This is a genomic window from Proteus myxofaciens ATCC 19692, assembly GCF_001654855.1.
Lineage (GTDB): Bacteria > Pseudomonadota > Gammaproteobacteria > Enterobacterales > Enterobacteriaceae > Proteus > Proteus myxofaciens.
The window spans coordinates 1-21,279 of the sequence record NZ_LXEN01000150.1 but is presented as its reverse complement, the minus strand read 5'-3'; the positions used below and the strand labels follow the sequence as shown (position 1 = coordinate 21,279).

The following is a 21,279-nucleotide window of genomic DNA, read 5'->3' as shown; positions in this document are numbered from 1 at the left end:
TCCTCACTTTGTAATGATAATAAGATAATATCTTTAACTAATCAGACTAAAATAGTCACGTAAAGGTTCAGACATGACTAAAAATGACTCATTTTTTGTTTGTTGCCAACGAACTTCATACCACATTAGCATCATATAAAAAATGAATGGTTTCCTTGAGAGAATATGCGATTTTATTTTTTCTACTGATGAAAAAATTATCTCTTCTTGACGATTATGATGATAATGATAAGAACAATAATAGTGCAAAAATCGGCTTTGTTGCATATCATCAAGTTGGTTGATAGCAAAAAAAGACATCAATGAATCAGCGATATCAATATCAGCAGCATATTCCCAATCAATAAATTTTATACCTTGTTCGCTAAGAAGAATATTCTCAGGATGTAAATCCATGTGAGCTGGCGCGTACTTTATGAGATTGCGACGTGGTTGACGTAAAAAGTGCTGATGCAATCGTAGCCATCTAGGTGATAAACGTCGTTTATCGATGTGATACCAATAAAATGAAAGTTCATGCCATAAGTTAAGAGGAAAACCAAAAGGAGTACGTTGATGCAACATTGCCACTTTTTCAGCTAATGGCTGCATATAGCTATCAAAAAGCTGTTGATGTGTAGGATGCTGACCTTGCTCCCAATGAAGAAAAAACCATTCTCCATCACTCATCACAATATGAGGTGATAAGCCAGAACTTTTAAGTTGCTTTAAAATCGAGTGCTCTTTTTGGGCGTTAACAAATAATGTTTTTTTCTCGGCATTATAATGACGAGCAATCCAATTAATTTCATCTTGTTGAATATGAAAAGAACCACCACCAAGCCCTGATAATGCAGTGATTTTCCACTCGCTTAATACCTTAGCAGGAAACTGTTTTTGTAAGGTATTAAGCAAGCTTTTGTAATGAGCGTTACTCAACGTTATGGCGACCATTCCATAGAATTTCACCTGAGCTAACAGACATTAATTGCATGCTGATCACACGGTTATCTTTTTTACCATCAACAGTGGAAACAAGAATATAATCAGCTTGTAAATAACGCGCTAAGCCAATAGCAGCACTACGAAGCCCTAAACTATCTTCACCAGATAAACCTAATGCTTTTCTTGCTGACATCATTTGTGTATATGGCACAGTTTGTAATGCGCTAATATTATTTATAGCTTCAATAATTGCATTGGTCGCATTTACAGTTTGGATATTTCCACCTGAATTATTTTTTACATTATCAACAACTAATAATTTCCCTACGCCTAAATCATCAGTGACAGACATTTCTCTAATTAAAGGCTGGATTGTCGCATTCCAATTGATTTGAGTTATCTTTGGTGGTGTAGGAACAACCTCGATAGGTGGCTCTATTGGTTTTTCTGGCTCAACTGGCTCTGTTGGTACTGTCGGCTCAATAGGTGCTGGTGGCTGATGTACAACAGAAGGACAGCCTGCAAGTAAGAAAACAGACATCACCACAAATAATATTTTCTTCATACTACTTTCACCTTATCCTAAATAAAAAGGTATACCCTGACATAACTGATTGTTTGATTGGGAATATCAGCACTAATTTTTGTATCACCATCACCAGGAACAAGAACATCATTAACACGTCCAGCTGGAGATATTTCTAATCCTTGTTCGTTATACCAATAAAAACGATAACGAATAGAAACAGGATAAGATTGCGTATTAGACAATGTTACTGTGGCTTGTGTCCCCTTAGTATAGCGCTCTAATTGCGGTTTTCCTGCTACCACTCCCGCGGCTAACACAGAGGGCTCCATAACGATGGCTTGTTCGCGATTAAAGTAGAGTTTATTTCCAGAATGAGATGATAAGCATCCTGTCATTAGTATTGACATAAATAGTACAATAAGTAATAAAAAAAGCGTGTTACCTTGTCTTATCATACCTCATTTCCTGTTATTCGCTTTTGTTGTTCTATTTTAGTGTAGTACCCGATAATCAATCAGAGACAAAAATAGATGCTGTATTATTATTTACTTAATAATGGGCCTAATGATTTTCCACCCAATAAATGCATATGAATGTGAAAGACTTCTTGCCCACCATGTTTATTGCAATTTATAACAAGACGATAACCATCTTCTGCAATTCCCTCTTCTTTTGCTATTTTTGCGGCAACAACGAAAAGGTGTCCTAATGTTTGCTCATCTTCTGGCGTTACATCATTCACAGTTGGAATAAGTTTATTAGGGATAATGAGAATATGTGTTGGTGCTTGTGGTGATATATCACGAAAAGCGGTAACTTTATCATCTTGAAAAACGATATTCGCAGGAATTTCACCACGAATAATTTTACTAAAAATAGTTTCTTCGGCCATTTTCATCACCCTTTTATGTTTGGTTTTACTGACTTTATTTTAAATAGGTAAATTATTAATATGGAACAAATTCGCAAAATTACGTGTTGTTTGAGCGGCTAACTCTTCAACGCTAACCCCTTTTAATACCGCCATATATTCTGCAACATCTCGCACATAGGCGGGTTGGTTTTCTTTGCCACGATAAGGAACTGGTGCTAAATAAGGCGAATCTGTTTCAATTAAAATTCTATCAAGTGGAACAACACGTGCTGCTTCTCTTATTTGCTCTGCATTTTTAAATGTTACAATTCCTGAAAAAGAGATGTACATTCCCAAATCAAGTAACTCAATGGCAGTTTCTTTATCTTCGGTAAAACAATGCAAGACTCCACCGCAATCTTGCACTTTCTCTTCTCTTAAAATAGTAAGAGTATCTTCACGCGCACTACGTGTATGCACAATAACGGGTTTATTAACGTCTCTACCAATACGTAGATGTTCACGGAACATTTCACGTTGTAATTGAGCATTATCTTGTTGATAGTAATAATCTAGTCCTGTTTCTCCCAACGCTACGACATCATCTTGTGCAGCTAAACAGGCAAGCTCTGCAACATCATGACCTTCATCTAGATTTAGTGGATGCATACCACAAGAAAAAGAAATATTGTCACGTTTACCAATTAGCGTTCGCATATGTTTAAATCCGGGTAACGTGGTTGCTACTGCTAACATATATTGCACGTCTCGTTGCTGTGCTTTATTGATAACATCATCAATATTTTCATGGAGTTTTTCATAATCTAAGCAATCAAGATGGCAATGTGAATCAACTAAAAACATAACGTACTCTCATTTTAAAACTGTTGTTTATTGGGTATCACGGCTAGGTCTACCTATATCGAAAATAATTAACGTGATACCGCTAATTGGCGTTCCCAATCTAATAGCTGTTCTGCTAATAATAACTCTTTATTCAGTGATGGTATGGTCATAAGTTGATGGCGACACGTTTTTAAGCCATCAATCACCGTTAGCAAAACAGATGATGGAAGTTGTGATAAAGCAATAATTAAAGGTTGCCTATCTTGATTGACACAATACGCTTGCGCATGAGCTTGAAGCTTTAATGCATCAATTAATAATGAGAGTAACCAATATAGTCGTTTTTCTGCATTATCTTGATTTAATTGAGGCAAAAGCGCATATAAATTGTGTTGTTGCAAGCTACCATATAACGCTTGGCAAAAGGTGTCTCTTTCTTGCCATTCATCTTTTAATAAAGAAAGCGCTAAAACAGGTGCACCTTGAGATAAATTTAAAGCCGTAATGCTATCGGCATAAGTACTTGAAGCTAACTGTTGATGTAGCCAATGAGCCGCTTGTTCAAGATTAGGTGAGGCCAAATGATAGCTAAAACAACGACTACGTAATGTTGCCAATAATATCTCTGGTTGTTGGCAATTCAGTATGAAATAGGTATTTTCTGGTGGCTCTTCTAACGTTTTCAGTAATGCGTTGGCAGCCGCTTCTGTTAACGCTTGTGTATCTTTAATCCAAACAACTCTAGCACCGCCTTGTTGGGCACGGTGTTCAAGCTTTTCAGTTATTTTTCTTACTACTTCAATACCAATTGACGATTTACCTTTTTCGCATGAAATAACATGCCAATCAGGATGTGTTTCTGCCAACATGAGTCGGCAACTATGGCACTCATTACAGCTTTTTAATCCTTGTTTATTCTGACACATTAACCAACGACTTATGCCATAAGAGAGTGCTTCAATTCCCATTCCTTGTAGTGCATGGAGTAAAAGCGCATGATGTCCACGCCCTTCTTGATACATGCTGATAAGTTGTCGATATGCCTGATTTAGCCAAGGATACCAATTCATAGTGATTTATTTTCCTGCTGAGCTATCCATGCCAATAATGTATCTCGAATATCGGCTTGTACTTTATCTATCGATTGCGAGGCATCTATAGTGATAATCGATTTATCATCCTTTGCCAAAGCCTGATAGCGTTCACGAGTGCGGTGGAAAAACGCCATTGATTCTTTCTCAATTCTATCGAGTTCGCCTCTTGCTCTCGCTCTTGCAAGGCCAATTTCAGGTTCTAAATCAAGATATAAAGTAAGATCCGGTTTGAAATCACCTAATACCGTATCACGTAACGATAGCATTAAAGATTTATCAAGATTACGACCGCCACCTTGATAAGCTTGAGATGAAAGATCGTGCCTATCACCTATAACCCATTTACCTGAAGCTAAAGCAGGTTTAATCACATTTTCAACAAGTTGAACTCGTGCTGCATACAGCATTAATAGTTCTGCTTTATCTGTCACTTTTTCGCCATCAATACCTTGCTTGATTAATTCTCTTAGTTTCTCAGCAAGTGGTGTACCACCAGGTTCACGCGTAAAAGCAAGATTGGTAATACCTTTTTGCTTTAACGTATCAACGACAGTTTGAATTGCGCTGGTTTTACCTGCACCCTCTAGTCCTTCAATAACAATAAATTTGCTGTTGTTCATAATTATCTTTGCTGTAAGCGTCGATATTGGGCGACGGCTTTATTATGTTCCGTTAATGTTGTTGAAAATTTATGACCACCTGTGCCATCAGCGACAAAATAAAGATAACGCGTATCGGCAGGATGGGCGGCAGCTTTTATTGAAGCAACACTTGGCATTGCTATTGGTGTGGGTGGTAACCCATCAATTTGATAAGTGTTATAAGGAGTATAGCCATTTAAGTCACTGCGATAAATCGTGCCACGATATTTATCACCTAATCCATAAATAACAGTTGGATCTGTTTGTAATCTCATATTCTTTTTTAAACGATTAATAAAAACAGATGCCACTTTTGTTCTTTCCGCTTCAATTGCTGTCTCTTTTTCAATGATCGAGGCCATTATCAACATTTCATAAGCAGAATTATAAGGTAAATCACTATCGCGCTTAATCCACTCTTCTTCTAATGTTTTATTCATTTGTTGATAAGCGCGTTTTAAAATTGCGACATCACTCGTACCTGCGGTGTAATGGTATGTATCAGGCGCAAACCACCCTTCTAAATTTTCTATTTCAGGCTTGATACCAACTTCTTGACGAAATTTTTCACCATCCATTGATGTAGAAACAATGCTTAATTCTGGTGCTTGTTCAAAAATAGCGTTCCAATCACTAAGCTTACTTCCTTCAATAAAACGAATAGTGAATTGGGCTTCTTTGCCACTTTCAATTAACAATAAGATATCTTCAAGTGTCATACCTTTCGTTAAACGATAAGTACCTGCTTTAAATTGGCTCAATTCTGGTTTTATTTTTAGAAAAATTTGAAAGTAACTGCCCTCTTTTAAGAGCTTTTCTTTAATTAATAGCTGTTCCATAGCAACACGCCCCGTACCTGCGGGTACAGTCAGTAGTTTTTCATCTTGTGTTACAACAACGCTATTTTCAAAGCTACGAATATTTTGCATAACATGTAGTGCTATCGCGCCTAACGCAATAATAACCACAAGCAAAACTATCCACACTATTTTTTTTCTCTTCATTGACGACTCATTAAACTCTATTCAAGTGATAAACAGTGTTGTAAAACAACATGATAATAATCTCTATTAGGATATTCAAAGTGCTTATTCTCTGAAAAATGGATGCAATTAACAGGAATAACTGGCATCAGTGTGTTTGTTAACCAAATTTCATCTGCATCATAGAGTGTTTCTGTTGTTACATTGACAATATTCATCCCCCACTGCATTTTTAGTGCGAATTGTATAACTACTTGGCGCATGATGCCGTTCACTCCAGATAAACTAAGATCTGGTGTAAAAATATCATTCCCCTTTCGCCAAAAAAGATTGGCTGCATTTGCTTCAACTAAATAACCATCATGATTACATACCAGCACATCATCAGCATTTGTTGTTTCTAAATGATACTTAATTAGGACTTGTTCTAGACGATTTAAATGTTTAATACCAGCTAATTGGGCATTTTGCCCTAATAATATCGGGCTTATTTCTAAACAAATACCATTATTTTGTTGTTTTTCATAATGGTCAGGGTAAGAAGCCAGTGATGTGATAACAGTCGCTTTAGTCAATCCTTTAGGTGAATAACCACGTCCACCTGAACCTCTGCTGATAATGACTTTTATCACTGAGTTATCTTGTGTCAGTGCAGCAATATCAATAAGATGGTTTTTAAGAGATATCCAATCAGGCTCAGGTAAATAAAGCGCGCTACAACCTTGTTGAAGCCGTTGAATATGTGCAGATAATAGTAATGGTTTTGTGTTTTTTATTGCAATTGTTGTAAAACAACCATCACCAAATTGTATGGCGCGATCACTCGCATCGATATATCGTTGCTGTTGTCCATTTATCCAATACATTATTGCCCCATTCAACATCTATGTTATTGATATTAAGCCATACATCATAAACAATTGGCAAGAAAAGGACAAAATAAAAGGCCCAGAATATTCTGAGCCTTTCGATTAGTCGTTTAGCTTTCTGCCGTAAACGGATTAGACACGCTTAAAGAGAATTGAGCCATTTGTACCACCAAAGCCAAATGAATTACATAGAGCGTATTCCATGTTTTCCACTTTACGTGCTTTATGAGGTACAAAATCAAGATGACAATTTTCGTCTTGATTATCAAGATTGATAGTCGGTGGTACGATTTGGTCACGTAATGCAAGAATAGTAAAGATAGATTCAATCGCGCCAGCTGCACCTAATAAGTGCCCTGTCATCGATTTTGTCGAACTTACTAGTACATCTGTGCCTTGACCAAATATAGCCTCTACTGCTTGCGCTTCAGCAATATCACCAGCATTAGTTGATGTACCGTGAGCATTGATGTAACCCACTTGAGATGGAGTAATACTTGCATCATTCAGTGAGTTTTCCATTGCAAGCGCAGCACCAGCACCGTTTTCAGCAGGAGAAGTCATGTGATAAGCATCACTACTCATACCAAAACCAACAACTTCAGCATAGATTTTTGCACCACGTTTTTTAGCATGTTCATATTCTTCAAGAACAAGAACACCGGCGCCATCACCGAGTACAAAACCATCACGATCTTTATCCCATGGGCGACTTGCTGCTTGAGGATTATCATTACGTGTAGATAATGCACGTACTGCACCAAAACCGCCAACACCTAATGGTGTTGTTGCTTTTTCAGCACCGCCTGCTAACATCGCATCAGCATCGCCGTAAGCAATAATGCGAGCAGCATGTCCAATATTATGCACACCTGATGTACAAGCTGTTGCAATAGATATTGTAGGACCACGCAGACCATAAATAATACTTAAATGCCCAGCAACCATATTAATTATGGTTGAAGGAACAAAGAATGGGCTAATTTTACGAGGGCCGCCCTTCTCTAAAGAAGAATGGTTTTCCTCGATAAGGCCTAAGCCACCAATACCAGAACCAATAGCAGCTCCAATACGACTTGCATTGGCTTCTGTTACTTCTAGACCTGAATCCGCAATGGCCTGAACCCCTGCAGCAATACCATACTGAATGAAGAGATCCATCTTACGCGCATCTTTACGCGAAAGATTATAGTCTTCATGATTAAAATCTTTTACCAATCCAGCGAACTTTGTCGCATGATGACTGGTGTCAAAATCTTCGATAAGGCTGATACCACTCTGTCCAGCACACACAGCTTTCCAAGAAGCTTCTGCGTTATTACCGACAGGAGATAACATGCCTAGTCCGGTCACAACTACACGACGCTTAGACACGCTTATCCTCCAAGGAGGGAAAAAGTTTAGGATTAAAATTATAGGCGGTCGAGTGACCGCCTAGATTAGCAGACTTATTTACCTGCGTTTTCAACGTAATCAATAGCAGCTTGAACTGTAGTAATTTTTTCTGCTTCTTCGTCTGGGATTTCGATATCGAATTCTTCTTCCAGAGCCATTACCAGCTCAACTGTGTCAAGAGAATCAGCGCCTAAGTCATCAACAAATGAAGCCGAATTTACAACTTCTTCCTCTTTAACACCCAGTTGTTCAACAATGATTTTCTTAACGCGTTCGTCGATAGTGCTCATACTATTAAATTTCCTATCAAAACTCGCTTGCGCGATGATTTTCTTAGTTTATAAATACAGGAAAAGATGCTAATCAATCCCGACTGTGTGAACTACTTTATTTACTATATTTTGCATTATAATGTACGCAAAAAGCAAATATAAAGACGTTCCCATAATTAGATCATATACATGCCACCATTGACATGTAATGTTTCACCTGTGATATAGCTTGCTTCATCAGAAGCTAAGAAAGCTACAGCACTGGCAATCTCTTTGGCATCACCTAAACGGTTAGCAGGAACCTGAGACAAGATACCTGCTCTTTGGTCTTCTGTTAATGCTCTTGTCATATCAGTTTCGATAAAACCAGGAGCAACAACATTTACCGTAATGCCACGGGAAGCAACTTCGCGTGCTAATGATTTACTAAAACCAATCACACCCGCTTTTGCTGCCGCGTAGTTTGCCTGTCCCGCATTACCCATGGTTCCAACTACAGAACCAATCGTAATTATGCGACCATAACGTTTTTTCATCATAGCACGCATAACTGCTTTAGACAGACGGAAGACTGATGAAAGATTTGTGTCAATAATATCTTGCCACTCATCATCTTTCATGCGCATCAACAGGTTGTCACGAGTAATACCTGCATTATTGACTAAAATATCAATTTCGCCAAATTCAGCGCGCACATCTGCCAAAAATTTTTCGATAGACTCATTTTCTGTGACATTGAGCACAAAACCTTTGCCTTTATCGCCTAAATATTCACTGATGGCTTGTGCACCGTTTTCACTCGTTGCTGTTCCAATTACAGTCGCACCACGTGCAACTAAATCTTCAGCAATTGCACGACCGATACCACGGCTGGCACCAGTAACTAGCGCTATTTTTCCGTCAAATCCCATGAGATCCCTCAGTCATTTCCTAATGCAACGTCTAATGATGCAAGATCATTAACTGCTACAGCGTTCATTTCTTTAGAAATACGTTTAGTTAAGCCTGTTAATACTTTACCTGGACCCATTTCTAATAGTTGAGTAATGCCTTTTTCAGCCATAAGTTCAACAGTTTCAGTCCATCTTACTGGATTATATAACTGACGAACCAACGCATCACGGATTGCATTTGCATCTGTTTGCGCTTTTACATCAACATTATTAATCACCTGAATTTCAGGTTGTTTAAATTCGATATTTTGTAATGCCACAGCGAGCTTTTCTGCTGCTGGAGCCATTAGCGCACAATGCGATGGCACACTAACCGCTAGAGGTAATGCACGTTTTGCGCCCGCTTCTTTACAAAGCGCGCCAGCACGTTCTACCGCTTCTTTATTACCAGCAATCACAACTTGACCTGGTGAATTATAATTCACAGGTGAAACCACTTGGCCTTGTGCCGCTTCTTCACAGGCTTTTGCAATTGCGTCATTATCTAAACCAATAATGGCATACATTGCACCTGTACCCGCGGGTACAGCTTCTTGCATTAATTGGCCACGTAACTCAACGAGTTTAATCGCAGCTGTAAAATCAATCACACCTGCACAGACTAATGCAGAATACTCACCAAGACTGTGACCTGCCATCATTTGTGGCATTTTGCCTTGTTTTTCTTGCCATACACGCCAGATTGCGACAGAGGCCGCTAATAATGCTGGCTGTGTTTTCCAAGTCTTGTTTAACTCTTCTTCAGGGCCGTTTTGAACTAAATCCCAAAGTGAATAGCCTAATACTTCTGAGGCTTGGGCAAATGTTTCAGTCACTATTGGATATTGCTGTGCCAAATCTGACAGCATTCCAACTGTTTGTGATCCCTGTCCAGGGAAAACCATTGCAAAATCAGACATATCTATTTTCCTGATAATATTAAAAACGGATAAGTGCAGAACCCCAAGTAAAACCGCCACCAAATGCCTCAAGTAAAATCAATTGGCCACGTTGAATACGGTTATCTCTGACAGCTTCATCTAAGGCTGTAGGGACAGAGGCTGCTGATGTATTACCATGGCGATTTAGTGTCACCACGACTTTATCCATTGTCATATCCAGCTTTTTCGCTGTTGCTGAAATAATGCGTAAATTTGCTTGATGAGGCACAAGCCAGTCGAGTTCGGATTTATCAATGTTATTTGCTTCTAATGTCTCGTCCACAATGTGGGCAAGTTCACGAACTGCAACTTTAAAAACTTCATTCCCTGCCATTGTGACATAAGCAGGTGAAGGCTCTTCGACTCTATCCTGATAAGGTAGCGCTAATAATTCGCCAAAACGCCCATCAGAATGCAAATGAGTAGAAATAATACCTTGTTCTTGTGACGCACCGACAACAACGGCACCCGCTGCATCACCAAATAAAATAATAGTACCACGATCGTTAGGATCTAACGCATGGGACAATCTATCAGCACCAATGACTAACGCATGCTTTATTGTGCCAGCTTTAATGAATTGATCAGCAATGCTTAATGCATATACAAACCCAGAACACGCTGCTGCAACATCAAATGCGATGCAATCAGAGATACCTAAAGCACCTTGAATTTGACAAGCCGCACTTGGAAATGCGTGAGAACCAGATGTCGTAGCTACAATAATTAAACCAATTTCTTCTTTATCAATGCCAGCCATGTCTAATGCATTTTCAGCGGCACCTGTGCCCATGACGGCAACAGTTTCTTCGTGTGTTGCAATTCGACGCTCTTGAATGCCTGTTCTTGTCACAATCCATTCATCAGAGGTCTCAACCATTTTTTCTAAATCTGCATTAGTCCGCACTTGTACAGGCAAGTAACTACCAGTACCTAAGATTTTTGTATACATTCTATCAATCACTCTTGGGTAATACTGTCGTCAGTCGTGCCGCTATTCGCTCAGGAATTTGTCGGTCAACGGCCTGAACAGCCTGTTCTATTGCTGCTGCAAATGCATTTTCATTTGCGCCACCATGGCTTTTAATGACGATACCGCGTAATCCTAACAGAGAAGCGCCGTTATACTGGTCGGGGTTCATATGCCCAAAACGCTTAATTAGCCGTTTTTGTAGCCACTTCTTCAATAATTTCATCCACCACGATGTTTTTTTATTTTCATTAGATGAAGATTTAATCAATGAAAGAAAAACACGAATCACACCTTCCATTGTTTTTAAGGAAACATTACCTGCGAAGCCGTCACATACCAAAACATCTGTTTTGCCTGTTAGTAACTCATTTCCTTCTACATAACCGATATAGTTAATATTCGGTGTTGTTCTAAGGATCGTAGCAGCTTCGCGGATATTATCTAATCCCTTACTTTCTTCTTCACCAATGTTTAAAAGGGCAACCTTTGGTGTCTCAATTTCTGCAATTTCTTCAGCCATTACCGCACCCATGACAGCAAATTGAACAAGCATTTGACTATCACAGTTGACGTTAGCGCCTAAATCAAGAACAACTGTCTTACCTTTTTTCTGGTTGGGTAACACAGAAACTAATGCAGGACGCTCAATTCCTTCAATAGACTTCAGTCGAAGTTTTGCTAACCCCATTAACACGCCGGTATTACCTGCACTTACACAAGCTTGTGCATCACCTGCTTTCACCAGATCAAGAGCCACTCTCATTGATGTACCTTTACTTGCTCTAATAGCTTGTGAAGGTTTCGCATCATTCGCGACAACATGTTCAGCCGGTATAATATGTAAACGGGAGATTAGCTCAGCATTTTGTTTTGCAAGCAAAGGAGAGATAGCGTCTGGTTGACCTACCAGCAATATTTTTAAATGAGGATTAGATGCCAGCGCCTGCAAACAAGCAGGCACTGTGATACGAGGACCGAAGTCCCCGCCCATCGCATCTAACGCTATGGTTAGATTTGTCAAAGTATCAACGAGCTATAAAGCTAATTACTTGTTGATAACTTTGCGACCACGGTAGTAACCGTCAGCCGTTACATGGTGACGCAGGTGAGTTTCACCAGTAGTTTTGTCAACAGAAACATGAGTTGCTGTCAGTGCGTCATGAGAGCGACGCATACCACGTTTAGAACGAGTTGGTTTGTTTTGTTGTACGGCCATTGACCTTACTCCTTAGTACTTTTCTTTAAACTGGCTAATACGGCAAATGGATTCGGTTTCTCTGATAATTCCTCAGGGAGTTCACCGAAAACCTGATCCGCGTCGGACACTTCACAGTGTTCAAAATCATGAACCGGAACCACCGGCAAGTTGAGGATTATTTCATCTTCAATCATTGCCAGCAAATTTATTTCACCAAATTCGTCTACGTCGACTGGTTCATATTCTTCCGGTAATGCTTCAGCCCGTTCATCACTGACAACAGGGCTAAAACAATATGTTGTGTGAACATGATAAGGAAAATGGCCACCACAACGTTGACACTCTAAAGTGACATCCACATCGGAATGTCCCTTGATAACTGCCAAACGTTGATGGTCGATATCAAATGATAAAGCCACATCTATATTACTGTCCACACTGACCACCGATTCAGCTAAGCGGCTAAACTGTTCAGGAGAATAATGACCGTTATAGTCTAATTTCTTCTGAGCTGCTCGCAGCGCATCAATGGTCAGGGGTAATTTTACCTTTTGCATAAGGCGCGCATATTATCTTTGTAATGGGATATAGTCAAAGAAAAAGGCGGTTTATCTACACCTTTCCACCAAAATTCGCTTTATCAGCGGCGCATAGTTTAGAATGTCAGGCATCATTTTGCTACGGATTTTAAAAAAAATATGTTGCCACTCATTCTTGCGTCGTCTTCACCATTTCGGGCTCAGATACTGAAAAAGCTTGGAATACCCTTTATACAGGACTCTCCAGAGATTGACGAAACACCTATGCACGCTGAAAGCGCACAAGATCTTGTCACCCGTCTATCCTATGAAAAAGCCAGTATTTTACAAGCAAAATTTCCCAATCATCTTATTATTGGTTCAGATCAAGTGTGTGTATTAAATAATAAAATAACAGGGAAACCACTTAATTTTGAGAATGCATTTGCACAATTAAAGCAAGCATCAGGGCAATGCGTCATTTTTTATACCGGATTAACACTATATAATAGCTCAACAAATGAACATAAAAGCCATTGTGAATTATTTTATGTTTATTTTCGTCATTTGACAGATAATGAAATTATCGGATACTTAAATAAAGAAAAACCTTTTTACTGTGCAGGTAGTTTTAAATGTGAGGGATTAGGAATTACTTTATTTGATAAGTTAGAAGGTGATGATCCAAATTCTTTAGTCGGTTTGCCACTAATCCGATTGAATAAAATGTTACTCTCACAAAAAATAAATCCATTACTTATCACTGATGATCAATAATCCTATTTATCATCTTAAATTAAATCACACTAGCGATATAGCGTAATATGAATAAATTAGCCTCCCTCTTTGCCGCTCTTATTATTGTAACCACCTTCACTGGTTGTTCTGATGAAAAAGAAAAAGAATCAATAATTGTTAAGAACGATAATACCAGCAATACAATACAAAAAAGTGAATTACCCAAACCCACACATGATGAAAAAGCGAGTATTAAAAAGAATTTTATCAATAGTTGCATATCAGGCTCAGGTATTACTGAAGATGCATTAATACCACAAATTACAGAAGTTTGTGGTTGTACCTATAACAGCATCATAGAAGAACAAGGCATTGCGGAGTTTATTCGTATTGATAAAGATATTCGTGATGGTAAGTCAAAAACAGTACCTGAAAAGTGGAATATTGACAGTGTAGTTTCTCAATGTGTAAAAAAATTAGATAGTTAGATATTAAAATTTTAATCTTAACAACAATAATGCGCCCTATTGAGCGCATTATTGTTATCTATAGACTGTAATATAAATATTATGATTTTTGGCTACGTAACACTTGCAAACAATAACGAAGCTTATTATCCATAGGCGCTTCTATACGTAATTGTTCACCTGTTGCAGGATGCGTAAAAGTTAATGAATTAGCATGTAAAAATAAGCGGTTAAGCTTTGTTGAGGCTAATTGAGCATCAAAATCACGATCACCATATCTATCATCAAATGCAATAGGATGGCCTGCATGTAATGTATGAACACGGATTTGATGAGTTCTTCCCGTCACAGGGCTTGCCTTCACCAACGTTGCGAATTCAAAACGCTCTTCAACTTTAAAACGCGTTTCTGATGCTTTACCTTCACTGCTAACTTTCACAACGCGCTCACCACTTTGTAAAAGGTTTTTAAGCAAAGGCGCTTGAACCACTTTAGTGTGAGATTGCCATTGTCCGCGAACCAGAGCTAAATAATCTTTTTGCATCTGTTTTAAGCGCAGTTGCTCATGTAAAGCCCGTAATGCAGAACGTTTTTTGGCAATTAATAATACACCAGAGGTATCTCTGTCTAAACGATGAACAAGCTCTAAAAAGCGCGCTTCAGGGCGTAGTGCTCGTAATCCTTCAATCACGCCAAAACTTAACCCACTTCCGCCATGCACTGCTGTACCTGATGGTTTATTGATCAACATAATATGATCATCTTCATACAAAATGCAGTTTGCTAAAGCAGAAACTTTATCAAGTTTAGGAGAAATCGCCGTTTCTTCTTTTTCAGCAATGCGGACAGGTGGTATTCGAATAGAGTCACCTGCATTTAATTTATATTCAGGTTTAATTCGCCCTTTATTTACTCGAACTTCGCCTTTACGAATAATCCGATATATCATACTTTTTGGCACGCCTTTTAAACGTGCCAATAAAAAATTGTCTATTCGTTGGCCTGCTTCATCGCCATCAATGGTGACGAATTGAACTTGATTAAATGATTTCATAGTGGCGATTCTTTGACTCTCTTAAAATAAAAATGACCAATTATTTATTGGTGAACAAAATAACATCAATTCTGTCGCCTATTTTACCCTGATTATTAGAAAAAAGACGAAACATTAACTAATCTCTCATATTTATACAGAAAAAGTCACTAAAGCAGAAAAGTCATCTTGCTATAACCCTAAGACCAATGGAATAATGCATACTCTCCTGATTATGTTTATCAGGTATATTTATGAAATTTTGTTTGTTTGATATTCAAAATGCAGCAATGGCGTAAGACATAGTCGAAAATCAAACAATTTAGTATGCCACAAATAGGTCACTTGCTGAGTTGAAACATTATGTTTCAATTAACGAGTGCTGAATTTTAGAACTAAAATCAGACTCACCGACATATTGCACCTCTATACAATCGACAACCGTGAGGTTGGCGCATTTGTAAAAGACACGAGGTCATCGGTTATCAGTAGTGTAGTTACGTATGTTAGTGGCAGATTATAAATCGTGAAAATAACGAGTAAGTCACAATATGAAAAGAATGTTAATTAACGCGACTCAACAAGAAGAGTTGCGTGTTGCTCTTGTTGATGGGCAACGTTTATATGATTTGGATATCGAAAGCCCCGGTCATGAACAAAAGAAAGCCAATATCTATAAAGGTAAAATCACTCGAATTGAACCCAGCTTAGAAGCCGCTTTTGTTGATTATGGTGCGGAACGCCACGGTTTCCTTCCTATCAAAGAGATAGCCCGCGAATATTTCCCTAGTAATTATCACTCTCATGGTCGTCCTAACATCAAAGATGTCTTAAAAGAGGGCCAAGAAGTTATTGTTCAGGTAGATAAAGAAGAGCGTGGTAACAAAGGTGCAGCTTTAACTACCTTTATTAGCCTTGCTGGTAGCTATTTAGTCTTAATGCCTAACAATCCACGTGCTGGCGGTATTTCTCGCCGTATTGAAGGTGAAGATCGCACTGAATTAAAAGAAGCATTATCTAGCCTTGAAATCCCTGATGGTATGGGTCTTATTGTTCGTACTGCTGGTGTAGGTAAATCAGCTGAAGCGTTACAACAAGATCTAAGCTATCGCCTAAGGCATTGGGATGCGATAAAAAAAGCAGCAGAAAATCGCCCTGCTCCTTTTTTAATTCATCAAGAAAGTAATGTTATTGTTCGTGCTTTCCGTGACTATTTACGACCAGATATTGGCGAAATCTTGATTGATAACGCAAAAGTGGTTGAAATGGCGCGTAGCCATATCGAAGCGATAGGCCGTGGTGATTTTGCTAGCAAAATCCGCCATTATACTGGCGCAGTGCCACTGTTTAGCCATTATCAAATCGAATCTCAAATTGAATCGGCTTTCCAACGTGAAGTTCGGTTACCATCAGGCGGTGCTCTGGTTATTGATACAACAGAAGCACTGACTGCTATTGATATTAACTCATCACGTTCAACACGTGGTGGTGACATTGAAGAAACCGCTTTTAATACCAACTTAGAAGCTGCGGATGAAATTGCCCGTCAATTACGTTTACGCGACTTAGGAGGATTAATTGTTATCGACTTTATCGATATGACCCCTGTTCGTCATCAACGTGAAGTGGAAAATAGAATTCGTGAAGCTGTACGACAAGATAGAGCACGTATCCAAATAGGCCGTATTTCTCGCTTTGGCTTATTAGAGATGTCACGTCAGCGATTAAGCCCTTCTTTAGGTGAATCAAGCCATCATGTTTGTCCTCGTTGTTTGGGGACAGGGACTATTCGTGATAATGAATCGTTATCTCTTTCTGTATTACGTCTCATTGAAGAGGAAGCGCTAAAAGAAAATACGCATGAAGTACACGCTATAGTACCAGTGCAAATCGCTTCTTATCTGCTTAATGAAAAACGCAAAGCAGTTACTGATATTGAATTGCGTCAATCTAATGTGAAAGTGGTTATCGTTCCTAACGATCAAATGCAAACCCCACACTTCTCTGTTATTCGTGTGCGTAAAGGTGAAGAAATTTCTTCCCTTAGCTATAACCTTTCGCAATATCACGAAAGTCATTCTAATGAAGCTGAAGATGAAGTGGTTGCTGAACGTAAATTGCCAGAGCAGCCTGCTATCTCCGCGTTTGGATTACAATCTGAAAATACATCTGATACAGCTAAAAGTCAGAAACCACATACGCCTCAAGTTGCTTGTGCTAAAACAGAAAAAACACAAGATAGTGGCTTGTTTGCTTCTATTAAGAAATTTTTCTCTAATTTATTTGCCGCTCAACCAGAGCCTATAGTAGAAGAGAAACCACAAGAAACGAAAAAAGAAAACAACGATAATCGTCGTGAACGTCGTAATAATAACAATCGACGTAACAATAATAATCGCCGTGATCGCGATAACGACCGTGATCGTGATAATGCGAATAACAACGATGACAATCGTAAAAATCGTAACCAAAAAACACAAACGCCAGTAGCTGCACCTGTAAATTCAATAAATAATGAACAGAATGAGCAAGAAGCAGTAGAACGTGAAGCACGTCGTCAACAACGCCGTGAACAACGTGCTGAGCAACGTCGTCGCCAAGAAGAGAAGCGTCAAAAGCAACAAGAAGCAGCTAAAGCACAATCAACTGAAAACGACGCTAACGCTAATACGAAAGAAAATACTGAGAAGAAAGAGGAAAATCGTCGTCCGCCAATGCAGCGCCGAACTCGTCGTCAGTTAACACAGTCTGTTCGCGTTACAGATAATGCGGTTGTAGCTCCTGTTGATACAGTAAATACGCCAACTGATGTGAAGGTTGTTTCTGAGCCACCTGTAGCAACAACGAATAAGCCGGTTGATATCACAAAACCTCAAACACCTAAAGTTGTGGCTGAGGAAAAAGCACCTTCAAATACTGAGGCTGTAAAAGCATTGCCTGATGCAACTAAGTCACAAGAAGAAGCTAAAAACGAAGAGACTAACAATCAAGATAATGTGATGCCTCGTCGTTCTCGTCGCTCTCCTCGCCATTTACGTGTCAGTGGTCAGCGTCGTCGTCGCTATCGTGATGAGCGTACATTAACAACATCACCTGTTCCTATCTCTATGGCGGTTGCGTCACCAGAACTAGCTTCAGGTAAAGTTTGGGTTCGTTATCCTATTGTGCCTGTCAGTGATGTTACTGTTGAAGAAGAAACAGCTGAAACCAATAATGTTGTGGTTACTCAAAACGAATCTCAAGTGACTATCACACCAGAAGTTACAGAGACTATCGTTCAGGATATTGCGACAAAAGAAATGCCTGAATCAACATTTGAAGTAACGGTAAATACAGAAACAAACAATGAAGCAGTTGCTGAAATTGTTGCTGCTGTGCCTCAAGAAAATAATGTTGATAGTGAACATGATAATAAAGAAAACGACACAAGTGTTGTTTCTAATATTATTGATAGCGTTAATGCTGAAGATAGCGTCACTCGCAAAGAGAACATTTCAGCAGTATTAACCACTACTGAGGCTTATCTACACGAAACATCTAAACATGAGCAACAAGAAGCACCAGCTCAAACAGATGCAGATGATGCAGATAAAGAAGAAGCTTCATCAGTAGTACAAGAGCATAATTTGCCAGAAACTTCTGTTGAAGAAGTGGCGGATGAACAGGCGCTTAAATCAGAACCTGAGTTAACGCCTACAGCTCAACCTTCAGTTTCTACAGAGCAAGTTGATGAGCATACTAACAATGCTGATACTCAAATTGTGAAAGATACAGAAGAAAAAGTAGAGGAATCGGTTCATTTTGAAGCTGATAATAAGCCTGTTACTAATATTGTAATACGCCAAGAGCCTAGCGTGCGCCATTTACATGCAAGCGCACCAATGACAAAAGCACCGGCTTCACCACAAGCACCTGCTGATATTGTCATTAAAGCGTGGGAAACTCGCCCTGTCTTTGATAAACAAGGTCGCCATGGCGCAGGTGGGCATCGTTCAACAAGCCATTCATCTTCTGCAATGACAAAAGCTGAAAGTAAAAATTAATGCCAATTTACTGACTATTATTTGATAACCAATAGTCAAGTTATATAAAGAACCCGCTTATTAGCGGGTTCTTTTATTTTATAATAAAAATCTGAACAGAATTTTACAGCTATATGCCTATCACTTAAGTCATATAATTAACGTATAAAAAAACCTCTGAGTTAATTTACTCAGAGGCCTAAAATATTCATTTTATAACAACTTAATGACTACTCTTTTGGAGTAGAAACACCTTTGATCTCACCCATGGTTTTAAGTTGTTTAGAGAGTTCACGACGTTCTTTAGACAGATCTGCATTTTTAATAATGTAATCATCTACACGATCTTCATAATCACTGCGCATATTCGCGATGATACCCAGAACATCTTCAATCGACATACCTGGCTTAATATATTCACTTAAGTTGTCTAATAACAGAACACGTTTTTGGTTATCGCGGATCTTCTTTTCATTGTCAGTGATCTCACGACGGATTTTGTTTTTACGACGATACATACGCACAAACTCCAGTACGTTTTGGAAAGACGGCTTGTTTGCGTTATCCATTTCCTACACCTTTACAATTGATATTTAAGATAAATAACTCTATTTAAGATTATCGCTTAATCGTGTCAATAAACAAGTAAAGTTTACAAAATTAATTGATTTAGCTTAATAAACAAATGATTAGAGTGAATTTATTCAATTACTATAGTAAATAATCTTTAACACGTAAACCGATAGTCAAAATGTTAATAAAAAAATGGCTACCAATATGCATCAGTAGCCAAATAACAGCAGTACAAACTTGATGTTGTAAATTACACAGGATGTGCTTTATTCTCTAATTCTGGCGTATTTTCTTCGTTAGCTAATGCTTTTGAATCAGAACGTAAGAAAATAGCTGAAAGCAATGTTGTACTAATTACCATACAGCCCATCACCATATAAGTTGGTGCAAAACCATAATTATCATACCCATAACCAGCAAGTGGTGATAATAATGTTGCAACGATAGAACTTACACATTGGAAACCAACTAAATAAAGTGTTGAAGATAAACGTTTATCAAAGTGCTGGCTGTTGTATTTAAAAATTGAGATAAGCAATATTGGTAACTCAACAGCATGCAATAATTTCATAATTGAAATCATGACAGGACCTTCAACTAAACCAGAACCAATAATTCTTGCAGCCATAACACTACTTGCGACTATCAAACCATTTTTAGCCCCAATTCTATTAACTAAAAATGGCGCAAGGAACATTCCTCCCGCTTCTAAGAATACCTGCAAGGAATTGAGATAACCGTACATCTCATTACCTCGCTCAGCAACAGAGAATTGAGAAGCGAAAAAAACAGGGAATTGCTGGTCATAAACACCATAGACACAAGTTCCGATGACAAACAATATCAGCGCCCAAAAACGAGGAAGAGAAAGAAGATTCAATGCATCTTTTATCGTTATTTCAGATGTTTTACCATGTTCTAATTGATTAAATGCATCAGATTTATTTGTTTTCAATAAGGTCAGAAGAATTAAGAAAATGACACCCGAAATAGAAGCCATTATAAAGTTGTAATTTGGATCAATATTAATATTATGACCTGCAATAAATGTCGCTGACGCCCAACCTAATGAACCCCACATTCTTGCCCTACCATATTCAAAACCACGAATACGACTAACACGCTCAGTATAAGATTCAAGTACGCCAATCCCTGCAAAAAAGGTCATACCAACATATAGGCCACCTAAGATTGAACCTATATAAATATTCCAACGTAATATTGATGCAAATACGATGAAAAAAGGGCCTGAAAGAATAAGTAGTGCTGCAATAACTAATAAAAGATTTTTTCTCAAGCCTAATTTATCTTGAATAAATCCATATAAAGGTTGTGCACAAAGAGCTACTAAAGAAATAGCCGAAAATATTAATCCAGTATCTGTTCCTTTTAGCCCCACAAACTGGTTTAGCCAAATAGAAATTAATGAAAATGATGAAGACCAAGTAAAAAAGAAGAAAAAAAGCAACGCACTTAAG

General features: G+C 38.4%; 23 protein-coding genes. 3 read left to right on the top strand and 20 right to left on the bottom strand.

Features of this window, described 5'->3' with window-relative positions; all coding sequences use genetic code 11:
• Positions 1-33: 33 nt before the first annotated feature.
• The 17 genes from M983_RS14940 to yceD form a co-directional block, all read right to left on the bottom strand.
• Positions 34-933, bottom strand: a complete 900-nt coding sequence (locus M983_RS14940; protein ID WP_245684053.1) for a phosphotransferase — start codon at positions 931-933, stop codon at positions 34-36.
• Positions 911-1,489 (bottom strand): penicillin-binding protein activator LpoB, encoded by a 579-nt coding sequence (locus M983_RS14935; protein ID WP_066752685.1) that lies wholly within the window; start codon positions 1,487-1,489, stop codon positions 911-913. The genes M983_RS14940 and M983_RS14935 overlap by 23 nt, the downstream gene beginning before the upstream one ends.
• 17 nt (positions 1,490-1,506) lie before the next feature.
• Positions 1,507-1,908 (bottom strand): YcfL family putative periplasmic lipoprotein, encoded by a 402-nt coding sequence (locus M983_RS14930; RefSeq protein ID WP_066752682.1) that lies wholly within the window; start codon positions 1,906-1,908, stop codon positions 1,507-1,509.
• 86 nt (positions 1,909-1,994) lie between these two features.
• Positions 1,995-2,345: a purine nucleoside phosphoramidase gene (hinT, locus tag M983_RS14925; protein ID WP_066752679.1), complete on the bottom strand. Its 351-nt coding sequence runs from the start codon at positions 2,343-2,345 to the stop codon at positions 1,995-1,997.
• 39 nt (positions 2,346-2,384) lie between these two features.
• Positions 2,385-3,170 (bottom strand): metal-dependent hydrolase, encoded by a 786-nt coding sequence (locus tag M983_RS14920; protein WP_066752676.1) that lies wholly within the window; start codon positions 3,168-3,170, stop codon positions 2,385-2,387.
• A gap of 68 nt (positions 3,171-3,238) precedes the next feature.
• Complete coding sequence (gene holB / locus M983_RS14915) at positions 3,239-4,222, bottom strand: DNA polymerase III subunit delta' (RefSeq protein WP_066752673.1); 984 nt, start codon at positions 4,220-4,222, stop codon at positions 3,239-3,241.
• Positions 4,219-4,866: a dTMP kinase gene (gene tmk / locus M983_RS14910; RefSeq protein WP_066752670.1), complete on the bottom strand. Its 648-nt coding sequence runs from the start codon at positions 4,864-4,866 to the stop codon at positions 4,219-4,221. The genes holB and tmk overlap by 4 nt, the downstream gene beginning before the upstream one ends.
• Positions 4,867-4,868: 2 nt before the next feature.
• Positions 4,869-5,891, bottom strand: a complete 1,023-nt coding sequence (gene mltG, locus M983_RS14905) for an endolytic transglycosylase MltG (protein ID WP_066752667.1) — start codon at positions 5,889-5,891, stop codon at positions 4,869-4,871.
• A gap of 17 nt (positions 5,892-5,908) precedes the next feature.
• Positions 5,909-6,736 (bottom strand): aminodeoxychorismate lyase, encoded by an 828-nt coding sequence (gene pabC, locus M983_RS14900; RefSeq protein ID WP_066752664.1) that lies wholly within the window; start codon positions 6,734-6,736, stop codon positions 5,909-5,911.
• A gap of 135 nt (positions 6,737-6,871) precedes the next feature.
• Positions 6,872-8,113 (bottom strand): beta-ketoacyl-ACP synthase II, encoded by a 1,242-nt coding sequence (fabF, locus tag M983_RS14895; RefSeq protein WP_066752661.1) that lies wholly within the window; start codon positions 8,111-8,113, stop codon positions 6,872-6,874.
• A 74-nt stretch (positions 8,114-8,187) separates the two neighbouring features.
• Positions 8,188-8,424: an acyl carrier protein gene (acpP, locus tag M983_RS14890; RefSeq protein WP_004247087.1), complete on the bottom strand. Its 237-nt coding sequence runs from the start codon at positions 8,422-8,424 to the stop codon at positions 8,188-8,190.
• Positions 8,425-8,582: 158 nt separating this feature from the next.
• Entirely contained in the window at positions 8,583-9,317 is a 735-nt protein-coding gene (gene fabG / locus M983_RS14885) for a 3-oxoacyl-ACP reductase FabG (RefSeq protein WP_066752658.1), read from the bottom strand.
• A gap of 8 nt (positions 9,318-9,325) precedes the next feature.
• Positions 9,326-10,258 (bottom strand): ACP S-malonyltransferase, encoded by a 933-nt coding sequence (gene fabD / locus M983_RS14880; protein WP_066752655.1) that lies wholly within the window; start codon positions 10,256-10,258, stop codon positions 9,326-9,328.
• 19 nt (positions 10,259-10,277) lie between these two features.
• A complete protein-coding gene (locus M983_RS14875; protein ID WP_066752652.1) occupies positions 10,278-11,231 on the bottom strand; it encodes a beta-ketoacyl-ACP synthase III in 954 nt (317 codons plus the stop codon).
• A 4-nt stretch (positions 11,232-11,235) separates the two neighbouring features.
• Positions 11,236-12,273 (bottom strand): phosphate acyltransferase PlsX, encoded by a 1,038-nt coding sequence (plsX, locus tag M983_RS14870; RefSeq protein WP_074388183.1) that lies wholly within the window; start codon positions 12,271-12,273, stop codon positions 11,236-11,238.
• A 24-nt stretch (positions 12,274-12,297) separates the two neighbouring features.
• Positions 12,298-12,468, bottom strand: coding sequence for a 50S ribosomal protein L32 (gene rpmF / locus M983_RS14865; protein WP_066752646.1), 171 nt, complete (start codon positions 12,466-12,468; stop codon positions 12,298-12,300).
• Between the two features lie 5 nt (positions 12,469-12,473).
• Positions 12,474-13,007: a 23S rRNA accumulation protein YceD gene (gene yceD / locus M983_RS14860; RefSeq protein WP_066752643.1), complete on the bottom strand. Its 534-nt coding sequence runs from the start codon at positions 13,005-13,007 to the stop codon at positions 12,474-12,476.
• A gap of 141 nt (positions 13,008-13,148) precedes the next feature.
• Between yceD and M983_RS14855 the strand changes: the two genes are divergently transcribed.
• Both M983_RS14855 and M983_RS14850 read left to right on the top strand, forming a co-directional pair.
• Positions 13,149-13,745 carry a Maf family protein gene (locus M983_RS14855; protein WP_066752640.1) on the top strand — a complete coding sequence of 199 codons (597 nt, stop codon included), beginning with the start codon at positions 13,149-13,151 and terminating at the stop codon, positions 13,743-13,745.
• 47 nt (positions 13,746-13,792) lie between these two features.
• The gene (locus M983_RS14850; protein WP_066752631.1) at positions 13,793-14,194 is read left to right on the top strand and encodes a hypothetical protein; all 402 of its coding nucleotides are present in this window, start codon (positions 13,793-13,795) and stop codon (positions 14,192-14,194) included.
• A gap of 79 nt (positions 14,195-14,273) precedes the next feature.
• On the opposite strand, the gene rluC is transcribed toward M983_RS14850, so the two are convergent.
• The gene (gene rluC / locus M983_RS14845) at positions 14,274-15,227 is read right to left on the bottom strand and encodes a 23S rRNA pseudouridine(955/2504/2580) synthase RluC (RefSeq protein ID WP_066752628.1); all 954 of its coding nucleotides are present in this window, start codon (positions 15,225-15,227) and stop codon (positions 14,274-14,276) included.
• Between the two features lie 530 nt (positions 15,228-15,757).
• Between rluC and rne the strand changes: the two genes are divergently transcribed.
• Positions 15,758-19,249 (top strand): ribonuclease E, encoded by a 3,492-nt coding sequence (gene rne / locus M983_RS14840; RefSeq protein WP_066752625.1) that lies wholly within the window; start codon positions 15,758-15,760, stop codon positions 19,247-19,249.
• A 209-nt stretch (positions 19,250-19,458) separates the two neighbouring features.
• On the opposite strand, the gene tmaR is transcribed toward rne, so the two are convergent.
• Positions 19,459-19,797 (bottom strand): PTS system regulator TmaR, encoded by a 339-nt coding sequence (tmaR, locus tag M983_RS14835; protein ID WP_066752622.1) that lies wholly within the window; start codon positions 19,795-19,797, stop codon positions 19,459-19,461.
• Positions 19,798-20,051: 254 nt separating this feature from the next.
• A partial coding sequence (locus tag M983_RS14830; protein WP_157091976.1) for an MFS transporter occupies positions 20,052-21,279 on the bottom strand: 1,228 nt, incomplete at its 5' end.